Below are 17,875 nucleotides of genomic sequence, written 5' to 3'. Positions count from 1 at the left end.
CCGCGGGTTACAGCCTGATCTTCTTGGAGCGCTTCTTGATGACGTCGATGTAGACCGCCATCAGGATCACCACGCCCTTGACCACGTACTGCCAGAACGAGTTGATGCCGAGCAGGTTCAGGCCGTTGGACAGCGCGCCCATGATCAAGACGCCGATCACGGTGCCGCCCATCGCGCCCTGGCCGCCCAGCATCGAGGTGCCGCCCAAGACCGTGGCCGCGATGGTCTCCATCTCCTGACCGTCGCCAGCGGTCGGCTGGCCCGAGAACATGCGCGCCGCCAGCACCACGCCGCTGAAGCCCGCGAGCAGGCCCGAATACGAGTAGGCGAAGAACAGGATCTTTTTGTCGTTGATGCCCGCGAAGCGCGCCGCCTCGCGGTTGCCGCCCACCGCGTAGATGTGCCGGCCCAGTTTCGTGCGATTCAGGATGTAGGCCGTTATCCCCACCAGCACCAGCGAGTAGATCACCGGGATCGGGATGCCCCACAGGTAGCCCGAGCCCAGGAAATTGAAATCGTCGTTCATCACGCGGATCGGCGAGCCGCTGGTATAGATGCGGGCGAAGCCGTTGGCCATCTGCATCATAGACAGCGTCACGATGAACGGAGGCAGCGGCGTCGTCGAGATGATGAACGCGTTGAACATGCCGCACAGAAGGCCCGTGCCCACGCCCACGGCGACCGCCACCCACACCGGCAGGCCGTAGTTCTGAATCATGCCCGCCGCCAGTACGCCCGACAGTGCGATGATCGAGCCCACCGAGATGTCGATGCCGCCCAATATGATTACCAGCGTCATGCCGCAGGCGAGGTTGGCGTTGATCGACACCTGCCTGAGCACGTTCAGGATGTTCTTCTGCCGGAAGAACACGCCGTTCATCGGGTTGCCCCCGCCGGTCATCAGCTGGAGCAGGAAGACGATCGCGATCAGGCCGATCAGCGTGGCGGCGTTGTCCTTGAAGAATTTGCGGCTGAACCGGGTGACCGGGTTGCCTGCGAGGCTGCTTGAGGCGATGCGTTCCTGTTTCATCTACATGCCCTCCGTTGCCAACATCATTATTTTCTCCTGTGAGAGCTCGTCGCGTTCGAGGACGCCCTTGACGGAGCCGCCGCCCATGACCACCACGCGGTCGCTCATGTTGATGATCTCGGGCAGCTCCGAGGAAATCATGATGATGGACACGCCCTGCTCGGCCAGCTCGTTCATGATGGCGTAGATTTCGGCTTTCGAACCCACGTCCACGCCGCGCGTGGGCTCGTCGAGGATCAGCACCTGCGGCTTGGTCGCCAGCCAGCGCGCGATGACCACCTTCTGCTGGTTGCCGCCCGACAGGTTGGCGATCAGCTGCTCGGGGCCGGGCGTCTTGATCGACAGCGCGTCGATATAGTGGGTGATCGTCTCGTCCTCCAGCCGACTGTCGACACTGAGCCCGCGGATGATCTGCTTAAGGATTTTGAGCGTGATGTTGAAGCCGACCGCCTTGGTCGGGAAGATGCCCTCCTTCTTGCGGTCTTCGGGCACCAGGCCGATGCCCAGCGCCATTGCTTCGTTGGGCGAAGCGATTGTCACCGGCTTGCCGTGCATGAACAGCTCGCCCGAGGTCACATTCTCGAGCCCGAACACCACCTGCATGATCTCGCTGCGCCCCGCGCCCACCAGCCCCGCCAGCCCCAGGATCTCGCCGCCGCGCACCGCGAAGCTCACGTCCCGGACCAGCTCGCCCGCCGACACATGTTCAAGCCGCAGCACCTCCTCGCCGAACGGGTGGAAGGTGCGCGTGTAGTAGTTGGTCAGCTCGCGGCCCACCATCAGATTGATTAGCTCGACCGCGGTCGCCTCCCTGGTCACCCGCGTGCCCACCACTTCGCCGTCCCGCAAAACCGTCACCCGGTCGGAGATTTCGAACAGCTCGCTCAGCCGGTGCGAGATGTAGATGATGCCCACGTCCTCTCCCTTGAGCCGACGGATGGTCTTGAACAGGAATTCCACTTCCTTGTCCGACAACGAGCTCGTGGGCTCGTCCATGACCAAAATGCGCGTGTTGAACGATACGGCCTTGATGATCTCGATCATCTGCCGCTGCGCGATCGTCAGATTGGAGAGCTTTTGCTCCGCGCGCACGTCGAGGTCGTAGGCGTCGAGCAGCTGCTGCGCGCGGGCGGTCATCTCGTCGCGGCGTATGGTGCCGAACCGGCCGAGCAGTTCCTTGCCGAGGAAGATGTTCTCGGCGACGGTCATGTGCGGCACCTGCGCCAGCTCCTGGTGGATGATGGAGATGTGGTTGCGCTGGGCGTCTTGCACGCCGCGAATCGCAACGATCTGGCCGTCGATCTCGATTTCTCCCTCGTCGATCGGGTGGATGCCGCCCAATATCTTAATCAGCGTCGACTTGCCCGCGCCGTTCTCACCGAGCAGCGCGTGCACCTCGCCCGGGCGCAGGTCAAATGTGACGTCCTTGAGCGCGTACACGCCGGGAAAGCGCTTGTGCACGCCCGCCATCCGAAGCCGCGTCTGCTCGCTTGACAATTGCATCACTCCGTCTTAGTTTGGTATAAAGGCGGAGGCGGGACGATCTGCCCCGCCCCCGGTCCCAATTCACTTGAATCCGACGGCAGCCGGATTCAAGCGACTCTTATTGCCAGCCGTCCGTGCCGTACTCGGCAACATTGTCTTTCGTAATCAGGAAGGTCTTCACCGGCGTGCGGAACTCGAACGACTCGCCGGCCAAGATTTTGTTGGCCACGGTGACCGAGTCATAGCCGATGGTCTTGGGGCTCTGCGCGCCCGAACCCACGAACTGGCCGCCTTCGGCGATCGCCGCCTTGGCGTCGGGCGAGCCGTCTACGCCGTAGATTTCGATTTCAGAGCGGCCCGCGGCCTTGCAGGCGGCATAGGCGCCCAGCGCGGTCGGGTCGTTGCCGCCCATGATGGCGACGATCTCTATATCCTTCTGCAGCACGTCGTCCATGATCTTCATCGCGGTGGGCAGGTCGCCCAGCGCGTCGGCCTGGTGCACCACCTCGAACTTGACGCCCGACTCCTCGATGGCCTTGAAGAAGCCCGAGATGCGGTCGTTGACCGAGTTCATGGTCGGGGAGTCGAGCACCACGATGTTGCCGCCGTCGGGATGGCGCTTGGCCAGGTCTTCGCCGCACACGTAGCCGGCGTTGAAGTTGTTCGAGCCTACGTAGGCGGTCACCTTGTCGATCGCCTTGACCTCGGTGTCGAAGTTGATGATCGGGATGTTCTCTTTGTTGAGCTCGTCGAGCGCGGGGGTGATGCCCTCCCAGTCCACCGGGTTCAGGAAGATGCCGTCGATGCCGCGCACGATCAGGTCTTCCACCTGTGAAATCTGCAGCGCCACGTCCATCGACGGGTCCACGGTGATCAGCTCGTCGCCCTGCGCCTCCACCTTCTCGCGGATGGCCTTTTCGAGCACGATGAAGAAGGGATTGTTCATGGTCATGCAGGTGTAGCCAAACACCTTGCCCTCGGCCATCGCCACCGAACCGATGCCGAGAATCAGGACCACAGCCAGTAACAGCGCGGGAAATTTCTTCATGAACGCCAACCTCCTCATATTTTTGACCATAAAAGATCACTTGAATTATAAGTGCATAAGCATAGAATGTCAACAGTAAATGTAAACGGAGTTTACGTGGCGCCGTGCGGGCGTCAAACATGGCAAGGCCCGCGTCCGCAGCAAGGCAGAGCATGTCTTCCTCGCCATCAGGCGGTTGTTCGGATGTCGGAGCGTGCGATACCGGGGGCGATCCAAGAACCAAACCCATGCGTACATGCCGGCCAATCCGGATGGCGCATGGGCTGACGGGCTGCCGGCGAGGGCAATGTGAGCAAAAAACGGGCCGCCCGAACCTTCATTCACGGTGATTTGGCAAATCCGGATGCCTCTTGTGCGGCAGAGGCCATGAAATCAGCGGTTGCGGTAGAATGCGATTGCATAAACCCCGCGCCGGATTGAGCGGCGCATAAAAAACCGGCGCACGCAAGCAAGTTATGCGGGCTGCAGCGCTTTTCCCGGCGCTACAGCCCGGATTATACTCCCCTGCATTACGGTTGTTGTATCTCGCCGCAGGCGAGGCGCATGCCGGAGTCGCCGGCGGGTTGGGTTCGGAAGTCGTCGGGCATCTGGTGGATGACGACCGTTCGTCCGATAACGTCCTGGGGACGGAAGCGGTTGGTGTAGAGCTGCATTTCGGCGCGGCCGTCATTCGGGAACAGCACCGGCAGGTCGCCCGCGTGCAGCGGGTGCGGCTGGTTTGTGGGGTTGTAGTGTCCGCCCGCGGCGGCATAGGGGGCGGCGCCCGAGGGGGAGCCGCAGGCGCTGCCCTCGTGCACGTGGAACCCGAACGGGCCGATTTGCATCGGGTTCTGCTCGGTCGGCATTGAGATCGGCGGCAGGCCGCTGACCTGGGCCGCGACGATGGTGCCGCCCGGCGCGGCGTAGAAGCTGATGTCTCCACGGATATCGGGCGCAAGCTCGCTGCCCGCGATGCGGGCCGTGGCGATGGGCCTGCGGCCCCGCAACGGATTGTAGGTATCGTCTTGATTCATCGAACAAACCTCCATCGGCGTCTTGGTGGCGCCAATACAGGCTATGCCGCGCCGGGTACTGCCGTTCTTAGCGCTCCATGTCGGGGCGCTTTTTGTATGCTCCCCCTGGCGTGATGGCACACCAAGGCAATCTGATATAACATGAAACGAGGTGATCTCGATGACAAGGGCTACCCCGGAGCGTGTGATCGCGCAGGCGAAGCAATGGATCGGATACGTCGAGAAGAAGTCGAACAAGGACCTCGACGACTTCACGGCCAACGCGGGCAAGCAGAACTATACCCGCTTCAACCGCGACTACAAGCAGTTCATGAACAGCGGCACCCTCAACATGCAATGGTGCGCGGCGTTCGTGAGCTGCGTGTTTGCGTATGAATTCGGCCTTGCGGCGGCCAAGCGGCTGCTGTGCAGGACGCTGCACTGTTACACGCCGACCGGCGCGCGGTATTTCAGGGAGGCAGGCCGCTACACAAAGCGCGCGCAGGCCGACCCCCGGCCGGGCGACGTGGTGTTCTTCTATTCGGTTTCAAAGGGGCGGATCGGGCACGTCGGCATCGTGACCCGCGTGGACGCCGCCAGGATCTACACGATCGAGGGCAACACCAGCGGCGGGAGCACGTTGGTCACCAACGGCGGCGCGGTGCTCGCGAAATCCTACAAAAAGACCAGCACCTATATCGACGGCTACGGACGCCCGCTCTACGACGAGGTCGAAGTGGAGGCGGACGCCGACGCGCTTTCCTACGCGCTGGGCGATCGGGCGCTGAAAAAGGGCGGCGCGGGCGAGGACGTGCGCGAGCTGCAGTCGATCCTGATCGGTTGGGGCTACGACCTGGGCGGCTACGGCGCGGACGGAGATTTCGGCGCGAAGACCGAGGCGGCGGTGAGCAACTTCCAGCGTGCGAACCATCTTACGGCCGACGGCATCTACGATGCGCTGACGCACAAGGTGCTGATGGAGCAGTTGGGCCGCGAGGTGGAGCTGCCCGTCGCCGAAGGCGAGATCGTCGAGCAGGAGCCGCCCGAGGGCGCAGACGAAGTATCGCAAGAACCGGAGCCTGAGAATGACCTGGAACCCACCGGCGAGGAGGACCCGGCCAAAGACCCCGACCGATACGTGCTGGTGACCGGAGACACCGTCAACGTGCGCACCCAGCCGAACACGGGCGGCCGGATCGTATTCGTCGCAGGGAAGGGCGATCAGCTGGCCTACGCGGGCATGGCCACGGCGGACGGCTGGCACGGCGTGGTGTGCGAGGGCGCGCTGTGCTGGATCAGCGGCAGGTACGCGCGGCTCGGGCGATTCGCGGACGGTTCAACCGGCGCGCCCCCGGGCTCCGATCCGGCCCCGGACGACCCGCGCGCCATCGTGGACATCAGCGCCTACCAGACGATTGCGGATGCGGCGGCGGCGGCCAGGATGGCAAAGCACGTCAAGCTGGTCATCCATCGCGCGTCGGTCGGCGGGAATCCGGACGCCAAGTGGCCCAGGCACGCAAAGCTGATAAAGGATGCGGGCATCGTCTACGGCACCTACCACTACGTCAAGGCGACGACCGCCGCCGAGGCCGTTCAGGAGGCGCGGCTGTTCTGGCGGCAGGCCTCGCCCCACGACCCGCGCTTTTACGTCGCCGACATGGAGTACAGCGGCATCGATAAGGGCCATGCGCGGGGCATCTGCTCGGCGTTCCTCGGCGAATTGAAACGCCTCGGCGCGCGCAAGACCGGCATCTACGTCGGGCACCACCTGTACAAGCTGTGGGATTTGAATTACGCCGAGGCCGACTTCGTGTGGATTCCGCGCTACGGTAACAAAGCCGCCAACCTCGCGGGCAAGCCGGGCAAGTGGCCGGCCTACCCCTGCACGCTGCACCAGTACTCAAGCGGAGGCAGCGTCCCCGGCATCACCGGGCGCATTGACATGAACCGGATGACTGGCAAGGGGCTGAGCTTTGAACATCTTATCAAATGAGGAGGATCACATTATGAATGCACAGGAGATGTTCGACTGGGGTAGCTTGCTGACCACGACCGGCGCGACGGCGGCCGTGCTGCTGATCGTCCAATACCTCAAGGTACCGCTCGACCGCGTGTGGAAGATCCCGACGCGCGCATTCGTGCTGGCGCTGTCCCTTGGCATCATGCTGGCCGCGAAGGTATTCTCGACCGGCCTTGCCTGGCAGGACGCGCCGCTCTTGGCGCTCAACGCCTTTGTGGTGGCGCTGGCCGCGATGGGCGCATATGAGAATACGTTCAAGAAGCGCGAGGGCGGTGACGGGCCGAAGAATTAAAACTCAGTAAATCACCCAATGCTGCTTGTAATCGATGCGGGGCGGCTGTATATTTGAGGTAGCATCATGGCGTTTGCGGTGAGACGCGACGCGAAGTGAGGTAGCAGCATGAAAGCGGTCAACATTAAACTTAGCCTTGCTGAAAACGTCAAGACCTTCGTCAACATCGTCAACCGGCATGCCTACGACGTTGACCTGCGCGCCGGGCGCCACGTGGTCGACGCGAAATCGATTCTGGGCATCTTCAGTCTCGACCTCTCAAAGCCCGTCACGCTCGAGGTGTACGACGACAACTGCGCCGATCTGCTCGAGGAGATCAAGTCGTTCGTCGTCAACTGATCCCACACACCTGACCCGCGTCCCTTCGCTCTGGCGAAGGGACGTTTTTAACATTATTTAGCGTCCGGGGCTGTTCAAAGCCGAAAAATCATGCTATACTTTACCAAGTCGATCATTTGCACAGATGGAGGAAAATCGCATGGGTAAGAATGTCAAGATCGTCATGGGGATTCTCGCACTCGCGCTGATCGCGGTAATCATCTGGGCCGCCGTCGGTCAAAACACCATTTCGGGCCTAAAGCGGGACCTGGACGTCTCGACGTCCGAGGCGCAGGCCAGCCTGGCCGCCAAGGAGGATGAGCTCCAAAAGGCGAAGGACGACGCCCAGCAGGCGCTCGCAAGCCGCGAAGCCGAGCTGAACGCGTCGGCGCAGGAGAAGCAAAAAGCGCTGGAGGACAAGCAGGCCGAGCTCGAAAAGGCGCTGGAGGGCAAGCAGGCCGAGCTCGAAAAGGCGCTGGCCGATGCCGCCGCGCAGTTGGCCGAGCAGCAGAAAGCCAGCGAGCAGGCGCTCGCAGACCAGCTTAAAGCGCAGGCCGACGCGCTGGCCGCAAAGGAAGAGGAATTGACCCTTGTCCGGCAGAATGCCGCCAAGGAACTGGCCGACAAGGAGGCCGGCCTGGTCGACGCGCGCGCGCAGGTGGCCAAGGCGCAGGCCGAGGGCAAGAACGCGCTGGCGAGCGCGCTCAGCGAGGCCGAGGCACAGGCCGCCCAGGCGCAGACCCGAGCGGAAGAAGCGCTGGCCGCCGTCCAGGCCAAGGCTAAGGCAGACCTCAAGTCCAGCGAGGCGCAACTGAAAAGGGTGATCGATACCCGAGGGGCGCTCAAGGATCGATTCATCGCCGTCAAGGCCGAGTTCGAGCAGGTCAAGGCCGAGCTCGAGCAGGTCAAGGCCGAGCTCGAGGCGCTGAAAGCCGCGCAGCCTGCGGCGACCGCCGCGCCCTAATCGAAGAGCACCGAGGGACGCCATTCAGGGCGTCCCTCGGTTATTCAAGGCGCGAAGCGCGCTATTGACAGCCGCGCGTCCGCGCACTATAATCATCGAAAAACCGGATCAGGCAGGAGGCACTGCGCGATGCCCCGCAATGTGTTTGAACAGGAAGGCCAGGTAAGGCTGACCGATCACCTGGCGGACAGCATGGAATTCGGGCGCGGCAACCTGGGCGGCGAGATGCCGGTGTTCGTCTATCGGCTGTTCCAGTTCACGCTGCGCGACCTGCTGGTGGGCGAGATGGGCTGCGAGCAGGCGGCTGAGCTGTACCGCAAGGCCGGTTTCCGCGCGGGCGAGTACCTGGCCAAGCACATGCTCACGCTCGATCGGCCGATGGGCGCCTTTGTCGCACAGCTGCAAAGCCTGCTGCTCGAGCTCAAGATCGGCGTCCTGCGCGTCGAGGAGATTGACGACGCGACCGGACGCATGGTCATCACGATGGCCGAGGACCTCGATTGCTCGGGGCTGCCGGTGCTGGGTGCGCCGGTGTGCAACTACGACGAGGGCTTCCTCGCGGGTATCCTGACCCTATACGCCAAGAAACGCTACGACGTGCGCGAGGTGGACTGCTGGGCGACCGGGGAGCGGATATGCCGCTTTGAGGCGCGGAGGGATGAATGACCGACAACGAGCTGTTGTTTGAATACCTGCGCGACATCCTGTTCGGAACCAGGGTGCAGCCCCCCGAACGAGACGCGCTGTCTCCGGACAGCTTGCGGCTATACGAGGGGTTTAATTTTCTCGCGGAGTGCATCGAGGAATACCGCGCCTACGCGCGCGCTATCCGGCGGCAACCTGGCGATGACCTATCACAGCCGCGACAACACGCTGTGCCACCCGCTCAAGACGCTGCACGCCAACCTCCGGCATCTGACCTGGCAGGCCAAGCAGGTGGCCGGCGGCGATTACAGCCAGGAGGTATCCTTTCTGGGCGAGTTTTCCGACGCGTTCAACACCATGACGCGCCAGTTGCGCGAGCGCGAGGAGCAATTGAAGCGGACGATCGAGCGCATCGAGCAGCAAAGGGAGGAGTTATCCCAGTTCAACGAGTTGCTGGTGGAGATGACCAGCCGCATCGCCGAGTTGATCGTGGTGGCCGACGCCCGCACGGGCGAGACGCTCTACGTCAACAAGCCCGAGACGTTCAACCAAGTCGGGGGCGGCTACCCCGCGCTGCGCGAGCGGCTCAAGCTCTACGCGCAGTGGGAGCAGCACCCCAAGGCCTGGGACTTTGAAAGCGAGACCGATCGGGCGTTCTTTCGCATCGTCACCTTCGCCATCGACTGGAACAGCCAGTCCGCCTATGCCAACATCGTGCAGGACGTGACGGCCGACCGGCTCAAGAGGCATGAGTTGGAGGAGAGTTCCAACCGCGACCCGGCGACCGGGCTGTACAACCGCCGCTACCTGATGGCGTCGCTGCACAGCTATATCGCGGATAAGATCCCGTTCTCGCTGTGCTTCGTCGACCTGGACAATTTGAAGGCGGTCAACGACACCTTCGGCCACGCCGAGGGCGACCGCTACATCGAGGAGGCCGCGCGTCAGATCAGCTGCCAGATCCGCCGGGTGGATGTGTGCGCCCGCACGGGCGGCGACGAGTTTGTGGTGTTGTTTCGCCAGTGCCCGCCGAGGGTCGCCGAGGGAAAAATGTCGAGCGCCGCGCGCCGTATCTCGGCGGCGTTTGACGGCGAGGGCGCAATCCGCCGCGGCATCAGCTACGGCATCGTGGAGGCCGATTACACAGCGCCGACCAACCCGGAGGAACTGCTGGCAAAGGCCGACCGCGCGATGTACGAAAACAAGCGCCGAAACAAGGCCGCGCCGGAGGCATGACCAAAAACTGTTCACAGTCCGGACACATATCGGGGCAGGAAAACGGTCGGCCAGGGTCGAATCGTTGTATTTGTAAATGAAACTACAGGAGGCGCACCATGACTAAGAAGACTTGGGTTGCCCTGCTGATGGCGCTCGCGCTCGCTGCGGGCTGCCTGGCGGGCCTGGCCCAGCAGGCCGAACCCGCAGCGACCGACGCGGCTGAAGCCGCACCCGCAGAAGCCACCCCTGAAGCCCCCGCCGAGGATGCGGAGCCCGCGTTCGATTTGAACGCGGCGGCCGACGACGCCGTGCTGCTCACCGTCAACGGCGATACCATTACCAAGGCCGACGTGATCGCTCTGTACGACCAGATGATGCAGCAGTACGCCGCCTACGGCATGGACTTCACGAAGGCGGAAAACCAGCAGGCGCTGCTCGCCCATGTGATGAGCATCAAGCTGCAGGAGACGCTGCTGTTGCAGAAGGCGGCGGAACTGAAGCTCGACCAGCTCACCGAGGAGGAGCTCGCCGCGCTGAACGAACGCGTCCAGGGCGAATACGACAAGACCTTCGAGACGTACAAGGGCTACTTTGCCGCCGAGGGCAAGACCGACGAGGATGTCAAGGCCGAGGTGGTCAAGTATCTGGAGGAGAACGGCTTCTCGATGGAGAAGCTGGTTGAAAACGCCAAGAAATCGCAGGCAATCACCAAGGTATTTGAGCACGCCACCCAAGGCGTCGAAGTAGCCGAGAAAGATGTCAAGGCGGCATACGATCAGAAGGTCGAGGCCGCGAAGGCCGGCTACGCCCAGACGCCCGGCCAGTTCACGACCGATATCAGCGGCGGCGCGCCGGTGTACTACACACCCGAGGGCTGCCGCACGGTCAAGCATATCTTGGTCAAGTTCGACAAGGCTGCCGAGCTGCAATCGCTGCGGGCGGAGCTCGAGGGGCTGAAGGAAGGCGACTCGGCCAGGGCGGAGAAGCAGGCCAAGATCGACGAATTGATGAAGGACATCCAGCCTAAGCTCGACGAGATCCGGCAGAAGATCGACGCGGGCGAGGACTTCCAGGCGCTGATCGACGCCTACGGCGAGGACGGCGGCATGAAGAACGGCCCGACCGCCGAGACCGGCTACTATATGAACGCGGGCACGACCACCTACATGCCCGAATTCACCGAGGGCGGCATGGCGCTTGAGAAGGTGGGCGACGTTTCGGAGCCGGTGCTGACCAGCTACGGCTTCCACATCATCCGCTACAACAGCGACGTGCCCTCGGGCGCGACGCCTTACGAGCAGGTGAAGGGCGCGCTCACGAAGACCCTGACCGACGAGGCGCTCAAGGCGGCCTTCACCAAGACCGTGAGCGAGTGGGCGGCTGCCGCCAAGATCGAGAATCACTTGAAGTAGGCAAAAAGAACCCGCGTGAGCGTGGCGGGCGTCCGGAGGGCAAAACCCTTTGGCGGGGGCTGGAGGGGCGGAGCCACCGACGTTGCTTCGTCCCCCGTGCCGCCGTACCCGGCCCCCAGGCGATAGAACCGCAAAGCGGGTCTTCGCCGTGGCGGCGCGGCGTTCCCGATGTCCCGAAAATATAGAGACGCTGCCGACAGGCGGCGTCTCTATGTTTTCGGGACGAGTTCGTTCCTATTCCGTTATGGTATGCAAATCGCGCGTCCGGGGACGAAGTCTCCGGGCGCCATGTTTTGATTCAGGGTCAGCAGGCGCAGCACCGTGATGTCGAGCCGCCGGGCCAGGGCGTTCAGCCCCTCGCCCGGCCTGATTACGTAGGTCCGGCTCGAGCCGCACAGGCCGCGCTGGGCGCGCGGCGGTACGCAGAACCGCTGGCCCGGTATCAGCCGCGTCGGCGTGAGGTTGGGGTTGGCGCGCCGGAACGCCTCGAAGGATAGGTCGTAGCGCACCAGGATGTCGGCCAACCCCTGCCCGAAGCTCACGGTTCGCTGCGTATAACCCGGCGGGCACGCGGGCGATGGTGCGGGCCGCGGCGGCTGCGGCGTCGGTCTCGGGGGCTGCGGCGTCGGTCTCGGCGGCTGCGGCGTCGGTCCGGGTTGCGGCGGCGTCGGTCTCGGCGGCTGCGGCGGCGTCGGTCCGGGCGGCTGCGGCGTCGGTCTCGGCGGCTGCGGCGGCGTCGGTTCGGGTTGCGTCGGCTCCGATGGCGTGGGCTCGGACGGCGTCGGTTCCGATGGCGTGGGCTCGGGCAAGCACAGCACCTGGCCTACGGCCAGCGCGTCGGGGTCGACGTAGGGGTTGCGGTCCATCAGCTCGCCCGGCGTGGTGCCCGCCGCCTGCGCGATTCGCGCGATGCTGTCGCCCGGGCGCACGGTGTAGGTTCGTCCGGACGGACAGGACACGGCGCGCGGCACGCACACCGGCGTACCCGGCTGGATGCCTAAGAAATCCACGCCCGGGTTGGCGGCCCGTATGGCGGTGACGGTGGTCCGGTTCTGGGTTGCCAGCCCCAGCAGCGTGTCGCCCGGCTGCCACAGGTGCCGCGCCGATCCGGACGGGCAGTTGGCTCTCTCCATTTTTCATCCCTCCCAGCGACCATTCTATGCGCCAAAAATGCCGCAAATCTGGGGAAGCGCCGATTGATTCCGACGCCGTCTGGCGGACGCCTTTGCGCCCGCTCATTCCTGCAAAACGCTGGACGTAGCGCTGCTACGCCTGCGCATTTTGCAGAAACGGTCGGACGAAAGATCATCTGCCGGCCGCCGTCCGAATAAATCAGCGCCTACCTGGGTGGGCACTGACATATACTCCTCAACCTTCACATATGTCTTATCATACGGGGGGATTCGTATGGTGGGTATCGGGGAACGGACGGGTTATGCGCATCGGCTGCCGATCGTGCTCCGGCGCGCGGGGGAGCTTGCGCTGATGGCGGTGCTGGCGCGCGCCGCGCTGGTGGGCGAGCTCAGGCCGTTTGCGGTCGCGTGCTTCGCGGCCGGCCTGTTCGCGGACGCGTCGCCGATCGCCTTGCTGGCGGGCTGCGCACTGGGCTGCCCGTGGGAGGCGCTGGGGCTGCACGCGATCGCGCCGCTGGCGGGCTGTGTGATCGTGCTCGGCGGGTACGCCGCGATCAGGTTCACCGCGCTGGGCGACCGGCTGCACGACTCGCGCGGCAAGCGCGCGTTCCGATCGCAGGACGCGGTGGCGGCGGCGCTGGCGGGGCTGGGCGCGGGGCTGCCGCTGCTGGCGCTGCCCGGCGGCGGGTCGCACCCGGCGCTGCTCGCGACGGTGAACGCGCTGGTGGCGCTGACGGTCGCGCCGGTGCTGAGCGGCGCGCTGTCGATCGGCTGGCGGCGCACCTGCCTGCTGCCCGATGAGAAACTGTCGCTGGCGATCCTTGCGATGCTTGTGCTGCTGGGCGTGGCGCGCTCGCCGCTGAACGTGCTTGCCGCTCCGCTGGCGGCGTTCGTCGCGCTCTCGGCCTCGGTGGGCGGGCCGGGTGCGGGCGCGGCGGTGGGCGTGCTGACCGGGGCGGCGCTGGCGTTTTCGAGCGCCAACCCGATGATCGGGGCGTCGCTCGGGCTGATGGGGCTGATCGCGGGCGCGACTGCGCCGCTCGGGCGGCGCTGGAGCGCGCTGGCGTTCGTGCTGACCAACGCGGCGACGCTGGCGTTTGGCACGGGCCTCGAATTTGGCACGCTGTCGCTGCCAGCGGCGGTGTCGGTGGCGCTGCTGTACGCGCTGGTGCCCGAGGCGGCGCTTGAGAAGTTGGCCGGCTGGATTATACCCGGTCCGCGCGCGGCCAATCCCGATGAACTGGCGGCCCGGCTCAGGCAGTCCTCGGAGAAGCGGCTGCGCGCGCTGGGCAGCGTGTTCGGGGACATGGCCGCCGGTTATGGAGAGCAGCCGCCCGGCCCGGACGAGTCAGCGTTGATCGCGCAGCTGCGGCGCGCGCTGTGCGCAAGCTGCGAGGGTTATGCCCGGTGCTGGCACGGCGACGACGCGCGCGCGGGGCGCATGCTGTGCGCGCTGTTGGGCGACGCGCTCAAGGGCGAGCCGCTGAACGAGCAAGGGGATCTGTCGCCCGAATACGGGCGGCTGTGTCGGCGCGCGGCGCAGATGCCCCGGCGCTTGGGCGCTCTGCTGAGCGGGTTCGCGGCGCGGCGGCGGCAGGCGCAGGAGCGGCAGTGCGCGGGCGACGCGCTGGCGCGTCATTTCCGGCAGGCCGGCGACATTTTGAACGCAATGGGCGACAGCCTGACGCGGCCGCTCCGCGTGGACGGGGAGCTCAGCCAGACCGCGCTGGCGGCGCTCGAGCGCGAGGGGCTGGAGGTCACGGGCGTACTGGCGCTGGACATGGGCGCGTTTGAGGTCATGGCGACGCTTGCGGACGGGCTGTGGGACGGGCCGTCGGCCGCGCGCGCGGCGGAGGCGCTGACGCGAGCGCTGGGCATCCCGATGCGCGCGGCGCTGATGCCGGACGGGGTGCTGGAGCGCCAGATGCGGTTCATGCAGGCGCCGCGGCTGTCGGCGACGGTGGGCTATGCCTGCCGGGCGCGCGCGCAGAACGCGCCGAGCGGCGACAGCCACCTGGCGGCGGGGCTGACGGGCGGGCGGGTGCTGCTGGCGCTGTCGGACGGGATGGGCTCGGGCGCGCGCGCGGCGGAGGAAAGCGCCAAGACGATCCGGCTGATCCGTCGGTTCTTGCTGGCCGAGGTCGATCGCACGCTGATGCTGGAGGCGATCAACCAGCTGCTGCTGCTGCGCGGGGGGGAGGACATGTTCGCGACGGCCGACCTGTGCGTGCTCGACATGCAGCAGGGGAACGCGGAGTTTTTGAAGCTGGGCGCGTGCGCGTCGTACGTGCTGCGCAAGGGCGAATGCATCCGGGTAGAGGGCGGGCGGCTGCCGCTGGGCATCCTGGACACGGTTACGCCGGGGGTGAGCGAGATCGCGCTCAAGCCGGGCGACACGCTGGTGATGTTCAGCGACGGGGTGGCGGACACGGCGAGCGAGGCGCAGAGCGCGTGGGTGGAGGAAGTGCTCAAGGCGCACAGGAAGGAACCGCCGGGCCGACTGTGCGCAAAGCTCGTGGAAGCCGCCGGCGCGCGCCACGGCGCGAGGGACGACATGACCGCGGTCGCGGCGCGCATTGGAAGAGCATAACGGATCGGTTCCCCGCGTAAGCGGTCATAGGGATTCTCAAGGGGTGCGCCCCTTGAGCGGGGTCCAGGGGCGGAGCCCCGGGCGTTCCCCGTCCCCCCGTTCCCCGCGCCGACGCATCCATTTTCAAATGCCAGGAAAGTAAAGCCGGTGCCACGCGACGGCGGCGCGGCGTTCCCGATGTTCTGCAAGCGAAGGCGTCGCCCAGCGGGCGGCGTCTTCGCTTGCAGAACGAGTCCGTCCCCACTCCTCGGGGCAAGGCTTTCGCATCCCGCCCCCGCATACAATCGCCCTGCGGGGGTGAATGCATGGCCGGGATCGGCGGAATCGTCTGTTTCGATACGGAAAAGAGCCCGCAGGCGCTCGCCGAGGCGGCGCTGTGGATGCAGCGCGCGCTGCCTCATGGGGCGGGCCGGCGCGCTCTGTGGCAGCAGGGACGCGCGGCGCTGCTCTATGCCGGGCCGGTTGACGGGAGCCGGAACGCGCAGCCGGTGCGGCTGCTCTGCGGCGCGCGCGAATGGGTGGGGCTGTACGACGGCGAGGAACGGGCGCGCACGGCGCTGGAGGGGTTTGCCGAGTGGGGCGAGGATTGGCTGTGTGCGCTCGGCGACGCGTTCGCGCTGGCGGCGTGGGACGCCCAAGGGGAAACGCTGACGCTTGCGCGCGGCGCGGCGGGCGCCGAGCTGTGGTGCGCGCGCATCCGGGGCGGGCTGGCGTTCGCCGGCGACCCGTCGGCGCTGCGTTGCCTGTACGGCTGGACGCAAATCGCCCCGCCGGAACCTATGCCGGCGGGGCATGCCGTTCGGGCGGGGCGGGATAGCGGCGGCAATATGCGGATCGTGCATATCGCTCCATCCGAATCCCCTTAGCTCAGTTCGAACGCCCCGGTATACAGCTTGTAATACTCGCCCCGTTGCTCTAGCAGGTCCTCGTGGCTGCCGCGCTCGATGATCTTGCCGTGCTCGAGCACCATGATGGCATCTGCGTTGCGCACGGTGGACAGCCGGTGGGCGATCACGAACACCGTTCGGCCCTCCATCAGCCGGTCCATGCCGCGCTCGACCAGCGCCTCGGTGCGCGTGTCGATCGAGCTCGTCGCCTCGTCCAGGATCAGCACCGGGGGATCCGCCACCGCGGCGCGCGCGATCGCCAGCAGCTGGCGCTGGCCCTGCGACAGGTTGAGCCCGTCGGCTTGCAGCACCGTGTCGTAGCCCTCGGGCAGGCGGCGGATGAAGCCGTCGGCCCCGGAAAGCTTCGCGGCCGCGCGCACCTCGTCGTCGGTGGCCAAGAGCTTGCCGTAGCGGATGTTGTCCATCACCGTGCCGGTGAACAGGTGGGTATCCTGGAGCACCATCGCCATCGAACGGCGCAGGTCGGGTTTCTTGATCTTCGAGATGTTGATGCCGTCGTAGCGGATCTTACCCTCGGGCACGTCGTAGAAGCGGTTGATTAAATTGGTGATCGTGGTCTTGCCCGCGCCGGTCGAACCCACGAACGCGATTTTCTGGCCGGGCCGGGCGTACAGCGACACCCCTTCCAGCACCTGCTTGTCCGGCTCGTAGCCAAAGGTCACCGAGTCGAACACCACGTCGCCGCGCACCGGCGTCAGATGGTCCGCGCCGCCGTGTGCGTCCGGTTGCCGCCACATCCAGCGCCCCTCCCCGTCCTGCAGCAGCGTCACCTGCCCCCGGTCGGGCTCGGGCGCCTCGTCGATCACCCGGAAGATGCGCTCCGCGCCCGCCAGCGCGTTGAGCACGGCGTTGAGCTGCTGGCTGATCTGGGTGATCGGCTGGGTAAAGTTGCGCGTGAGCTGCAAAAACGCGATCGCCGTGCCCAGCGTCAGTCCGCCCCGGATCACCAGCACCCCGCCCGCGATCGCCGTGACGGCGTTGAGCAGGTGCGACAGGTTGCCCATTACCGGCATCAGGATGTTCGCGAAGGTATGCGCGCCGGTCGAGGCCGCCCGCATCTTCTCGTTGAGTTCGTCGAACGCCGCCTTCGTCTGCGCCTCGCGGCCGAACACCTTGACCACCTTCTGCCCCTCGACCAGTTCCTCGATGTAGCCGTTGAGCTTCCCCAGCGCCGCCTGCTGAGCGACGAAGTAGGCGCCCGACTTGCTTCCGATGTAGCCCGCCGCGCGCACCATCACAAACAGCATGACCACCACGATCAGCGTCATCTGCCACGAGTAGTAGGCCATCATGCCGAACACGGCCGCCACCGTGATCGCCGAGGAGATGAAGCTGGTCACGCTCTGGGACAGCATCTGCCGGATCGCGTCGACGTCGTTGGTGTAGCGCGACATCAGCTCGCCGTGGGTGTTGCGGTCGAAGTAGCGCAGCGACAGCGCCTGCATGTGGTTGAACAGATCGACGCGCAGCGCGTACAGCATGTCCGCCGAGATGCGCAGCATGATCCGGCCCGAGGCGTAGTTCGACAGCGCGCCGAGCAGGAAGACGCCGCCCATCCACATGAGCGAGGCGAGCAGCCCCCGAATCAAGCCTTCGTCGTAGCCGCCCGACAGCGGCGTCATGTATTGGTCGATCAGCACCTGCATGAACGCGGTGCCCGCCACCTGCGCGGCGGCGCCCGCCGCGATGAACAGCACGACCAGCGCCATGAGCGCCTTCGCGCCCCGCGAGTAGCCAAAGATGCGAAGCAGCACCTTGAAGGGGTTTTCGACGCGCCGGCTCGGCCCGGGGCCGCGCCCGCCGCGCATGGGACCCATCAT

Annotated in this window: 15 protein-coding genes; 9 read left to right on the top strand and 6 right to left on the bottom strand. The window is 65.5% G+C overall.

The features are described from left to right. Positions 1–7: 7 nt before the first annotated feature. The 4 genes from ACH6CV_RS02645 to ACH6CV_RS02630 all read right to left on the bottom strand — a co-directional run bounded on the left by ACH6CV_RS02645 (position 8) and on the right by ACH6CV_RS02630 (position 4,576). Positions 8–1,030: an ABC transporter permease gene (locus tag ACH6CV_RS02645; RefSeq protein WP_456356610.1), complete on the bottom strand. Its 1,023-nt coding sequence runs from the start codon at positions 1,028–1,030 to the stop codon at positions 8–10. Then, the gene (locus tag ACH6CV_RS02640; protein ID WP_456356679.1) at positions 1,031–2,500 is read right to left on the bottom strand and encodes a sugar ABC transporter ATP-binding protein; all 1,470 of its coding nucleotides are present in this window, start codon (positions 2,498–2,500) and stop codon (positions 1,031–1,033) included. A gap of 133 nt (positions 2,501–2,633) precedes the next feature. Continuing rightward, the gene (locus tag ACH6CV_RS02635; RefSeq protein WP_456356609.1) at positions 2,634–3,563 is read right to left on the bottom strand and encodes a substrate-binding domain-containing protein; all 930 of its coding nucleotides are present in this window, start codon (positions 3,561–3,563) and stop codon (positions 2,634–2,636) included. Between the two features lie 509 nt (positions 3,564–4,072). After that, positions 4,073–4,576, bottom strand: a complete 504-nt coding sequence (locus tag ACH6CV_RS02630) for a superoxide dismutase family protein (protein ID WP_456356608.1) — start codon at positions 4,574–4,576, stop codon at positions 4,073–4,075. Between the two features lie 160 nt (positions 4,577–4,736). Between ACH6CV_RS02630 and ACH6CV_RS02625 the strand changes: the two genes are divergently transcribed. The 7 genes from ACH6CV_RS02625 to ACH6CV_RS02595 all read left to right on the top strand — a co-directional run bounded on the left by ACH6CV_RS02625 (position 4,737) and on the right by ACH6CV_RS02595 (position 11,424). Further along, positions 4,737–6,548 (top strand): GH25 family lysozyme, encoded by a 1,812-nt coding sequence (locus tag ACH6CV_RS02625; protein WP_456356607.1) that lies wholly within the window; start codon positions 4,737–4,739, stop codon positions 6,546–6,548. A 13-nt stretch (positions 6,549–6,561) separates the two neighbouring features. Next, the gene (locus tag ACH6CV_RS02620; RefSeq protein ID WP_456356606.1) at positions 6,562–6,867 is read left to right on the top strand and encodes a hypothetical protein; all 306 of its coding nucleotides are present in this window, start codon (positions 6,562–6,564) and stop codon (positions 6,865–6,867) included. Positions 6,868–6,975: 108 nt separating this feature from the next. Then, positions 6,976–7,206 carry an HPr family phosphocarrier protein gene (locus ACH6CV_RS02615; RefSeq protein WP_456356605.1) on the top strand — a complete coding sequence of 77 codons (231 nt, stop codon included), beginning with the start codon at positions 6,976–6,978 and terminating at the stop codon, positions 7,204–7,206. A 139-nt stretch (positions 7,207–7,345) separates the two neighbouring features. Then, on the top strand, positions 7,346–8,149 hold the full coding sequence (locus ACH6CV_RS02610) for a hypothetical protein (RefSeq protein WP_456356604.1): 804 nt from the start codon (positions 7,346–7,348) through the stop codon (positions 8,147–8,149). Positions 8,150–8,278: 129 nt separating this feature from the next. Next, entirely contained in the window at positions 8,279–8,815 is a 537-nt protein-coding gene (locus tag ACH6CV_RS02605) for a V4R domain-containing protein (protein ID WP_456356603.1), read from the top strand. 180 nt (positions 8,816–8,995) lie between these two features. Beyond that, complete coding sequence (locus tag ACH6CV_RS02600; RefSeq protein ID WP_456356602.1) at positions 8,996–10,030, top strand: diguanylate cyclase domain-containing protein; 1,035 nt, start codon at positions 8,996–8,998, stop codon at positions 10,028–10,030. 98 nt (positions 10,031–10,128) lie between these two features. Next, positions 10,129–11,424, top strand: a complete 1,296-nt coding sequence (locus ACH6CV_RS02595; protein ID WP_456356601.1) for a peptidylprolyl isomerase — start codon at positions 10,129–10,131, stop codon at positions 11,422–11,424. A 242-nt stretch (positions 11,425–11,666) separates the two neighbouring features. On the opposite strand, the gene ACH6CV_RS02590 is transcribed toward ACH6CV_RS02595, so the two are convergent. Further along, a complete protein-coding gene (locus ACH6CV_RS02590) occupies positions 11,667–12,557 on the bottom strand; it encodes a LysM peptidoglycan-binding domain-containing protein (RefSeq protein ID WP_456356600.1) in 891 nt (296 codons plus the stop codon). Between the two features lie 274 nt (positions 12,558–12,831). On the opposite strand from ACH6CV_RS02590, the gene ACH6CV_RS02585 reads away from it, so the two are divergent. Both ACH6CV_RS02585 and ACH6CV_RS02580 read left to right on the top strand, forming a co-directional pair. Further along, positions 12,832–15,147 (top strand): SpoIIE family protein phosphatase, encoded by a 2,316-nt coding sequence (locus ACH6CV_RS02585; RefSeq protein ID WP_456356599.1) that lies wholly within the window; start codon positions 12,832–12,834, stop codon positions 15,145–15,147. 305 nt (positions 15,148–15,452) lie between these two features. After that, positions 15,453–16,013, top strand: a complete 561-nt coding sequence (locus tag ACH6CV_RS02580) for a hypothetical protein (protein ID WP_456356598.1) — start codon at positions 15,453–15,455, stop codon at positions 16,011–16,013. Here ACH6CV_RS02580 and ACH6CV_RS02575 read toward each other — a convergent pair. Next, on the bottom strand, positions 16,010–17,875 hold the full coding sequence (locus ACH6CV_RS02575) for an ABC transporter ATP-binding protein (protein WP_456356597.1): 1,866 nt from the start codon (positions 17,873–17,875) through the stop codon (positions 16,010–16,012). The two genes, ACH6CV_RS02580 and ACH6CV_RS02575, sit on opposite strands and share 4 nt — an antisense overlap.

Origin of the sequence: Anaerozeibacter quisquiliarum (genome assembly GCF_051162045.1) — a bacterium.
Taxonomy (GTDB): domain Bacteria; phylum Bacillota; class Clostridia; order Christensenellales; family Aristaeellaceae; genus Anaerozeibacter; species Anaerozeibacter quisquiliarum.
This window is presented reverse-complemented; position numbering and strand designations above follow the sequence as displayed.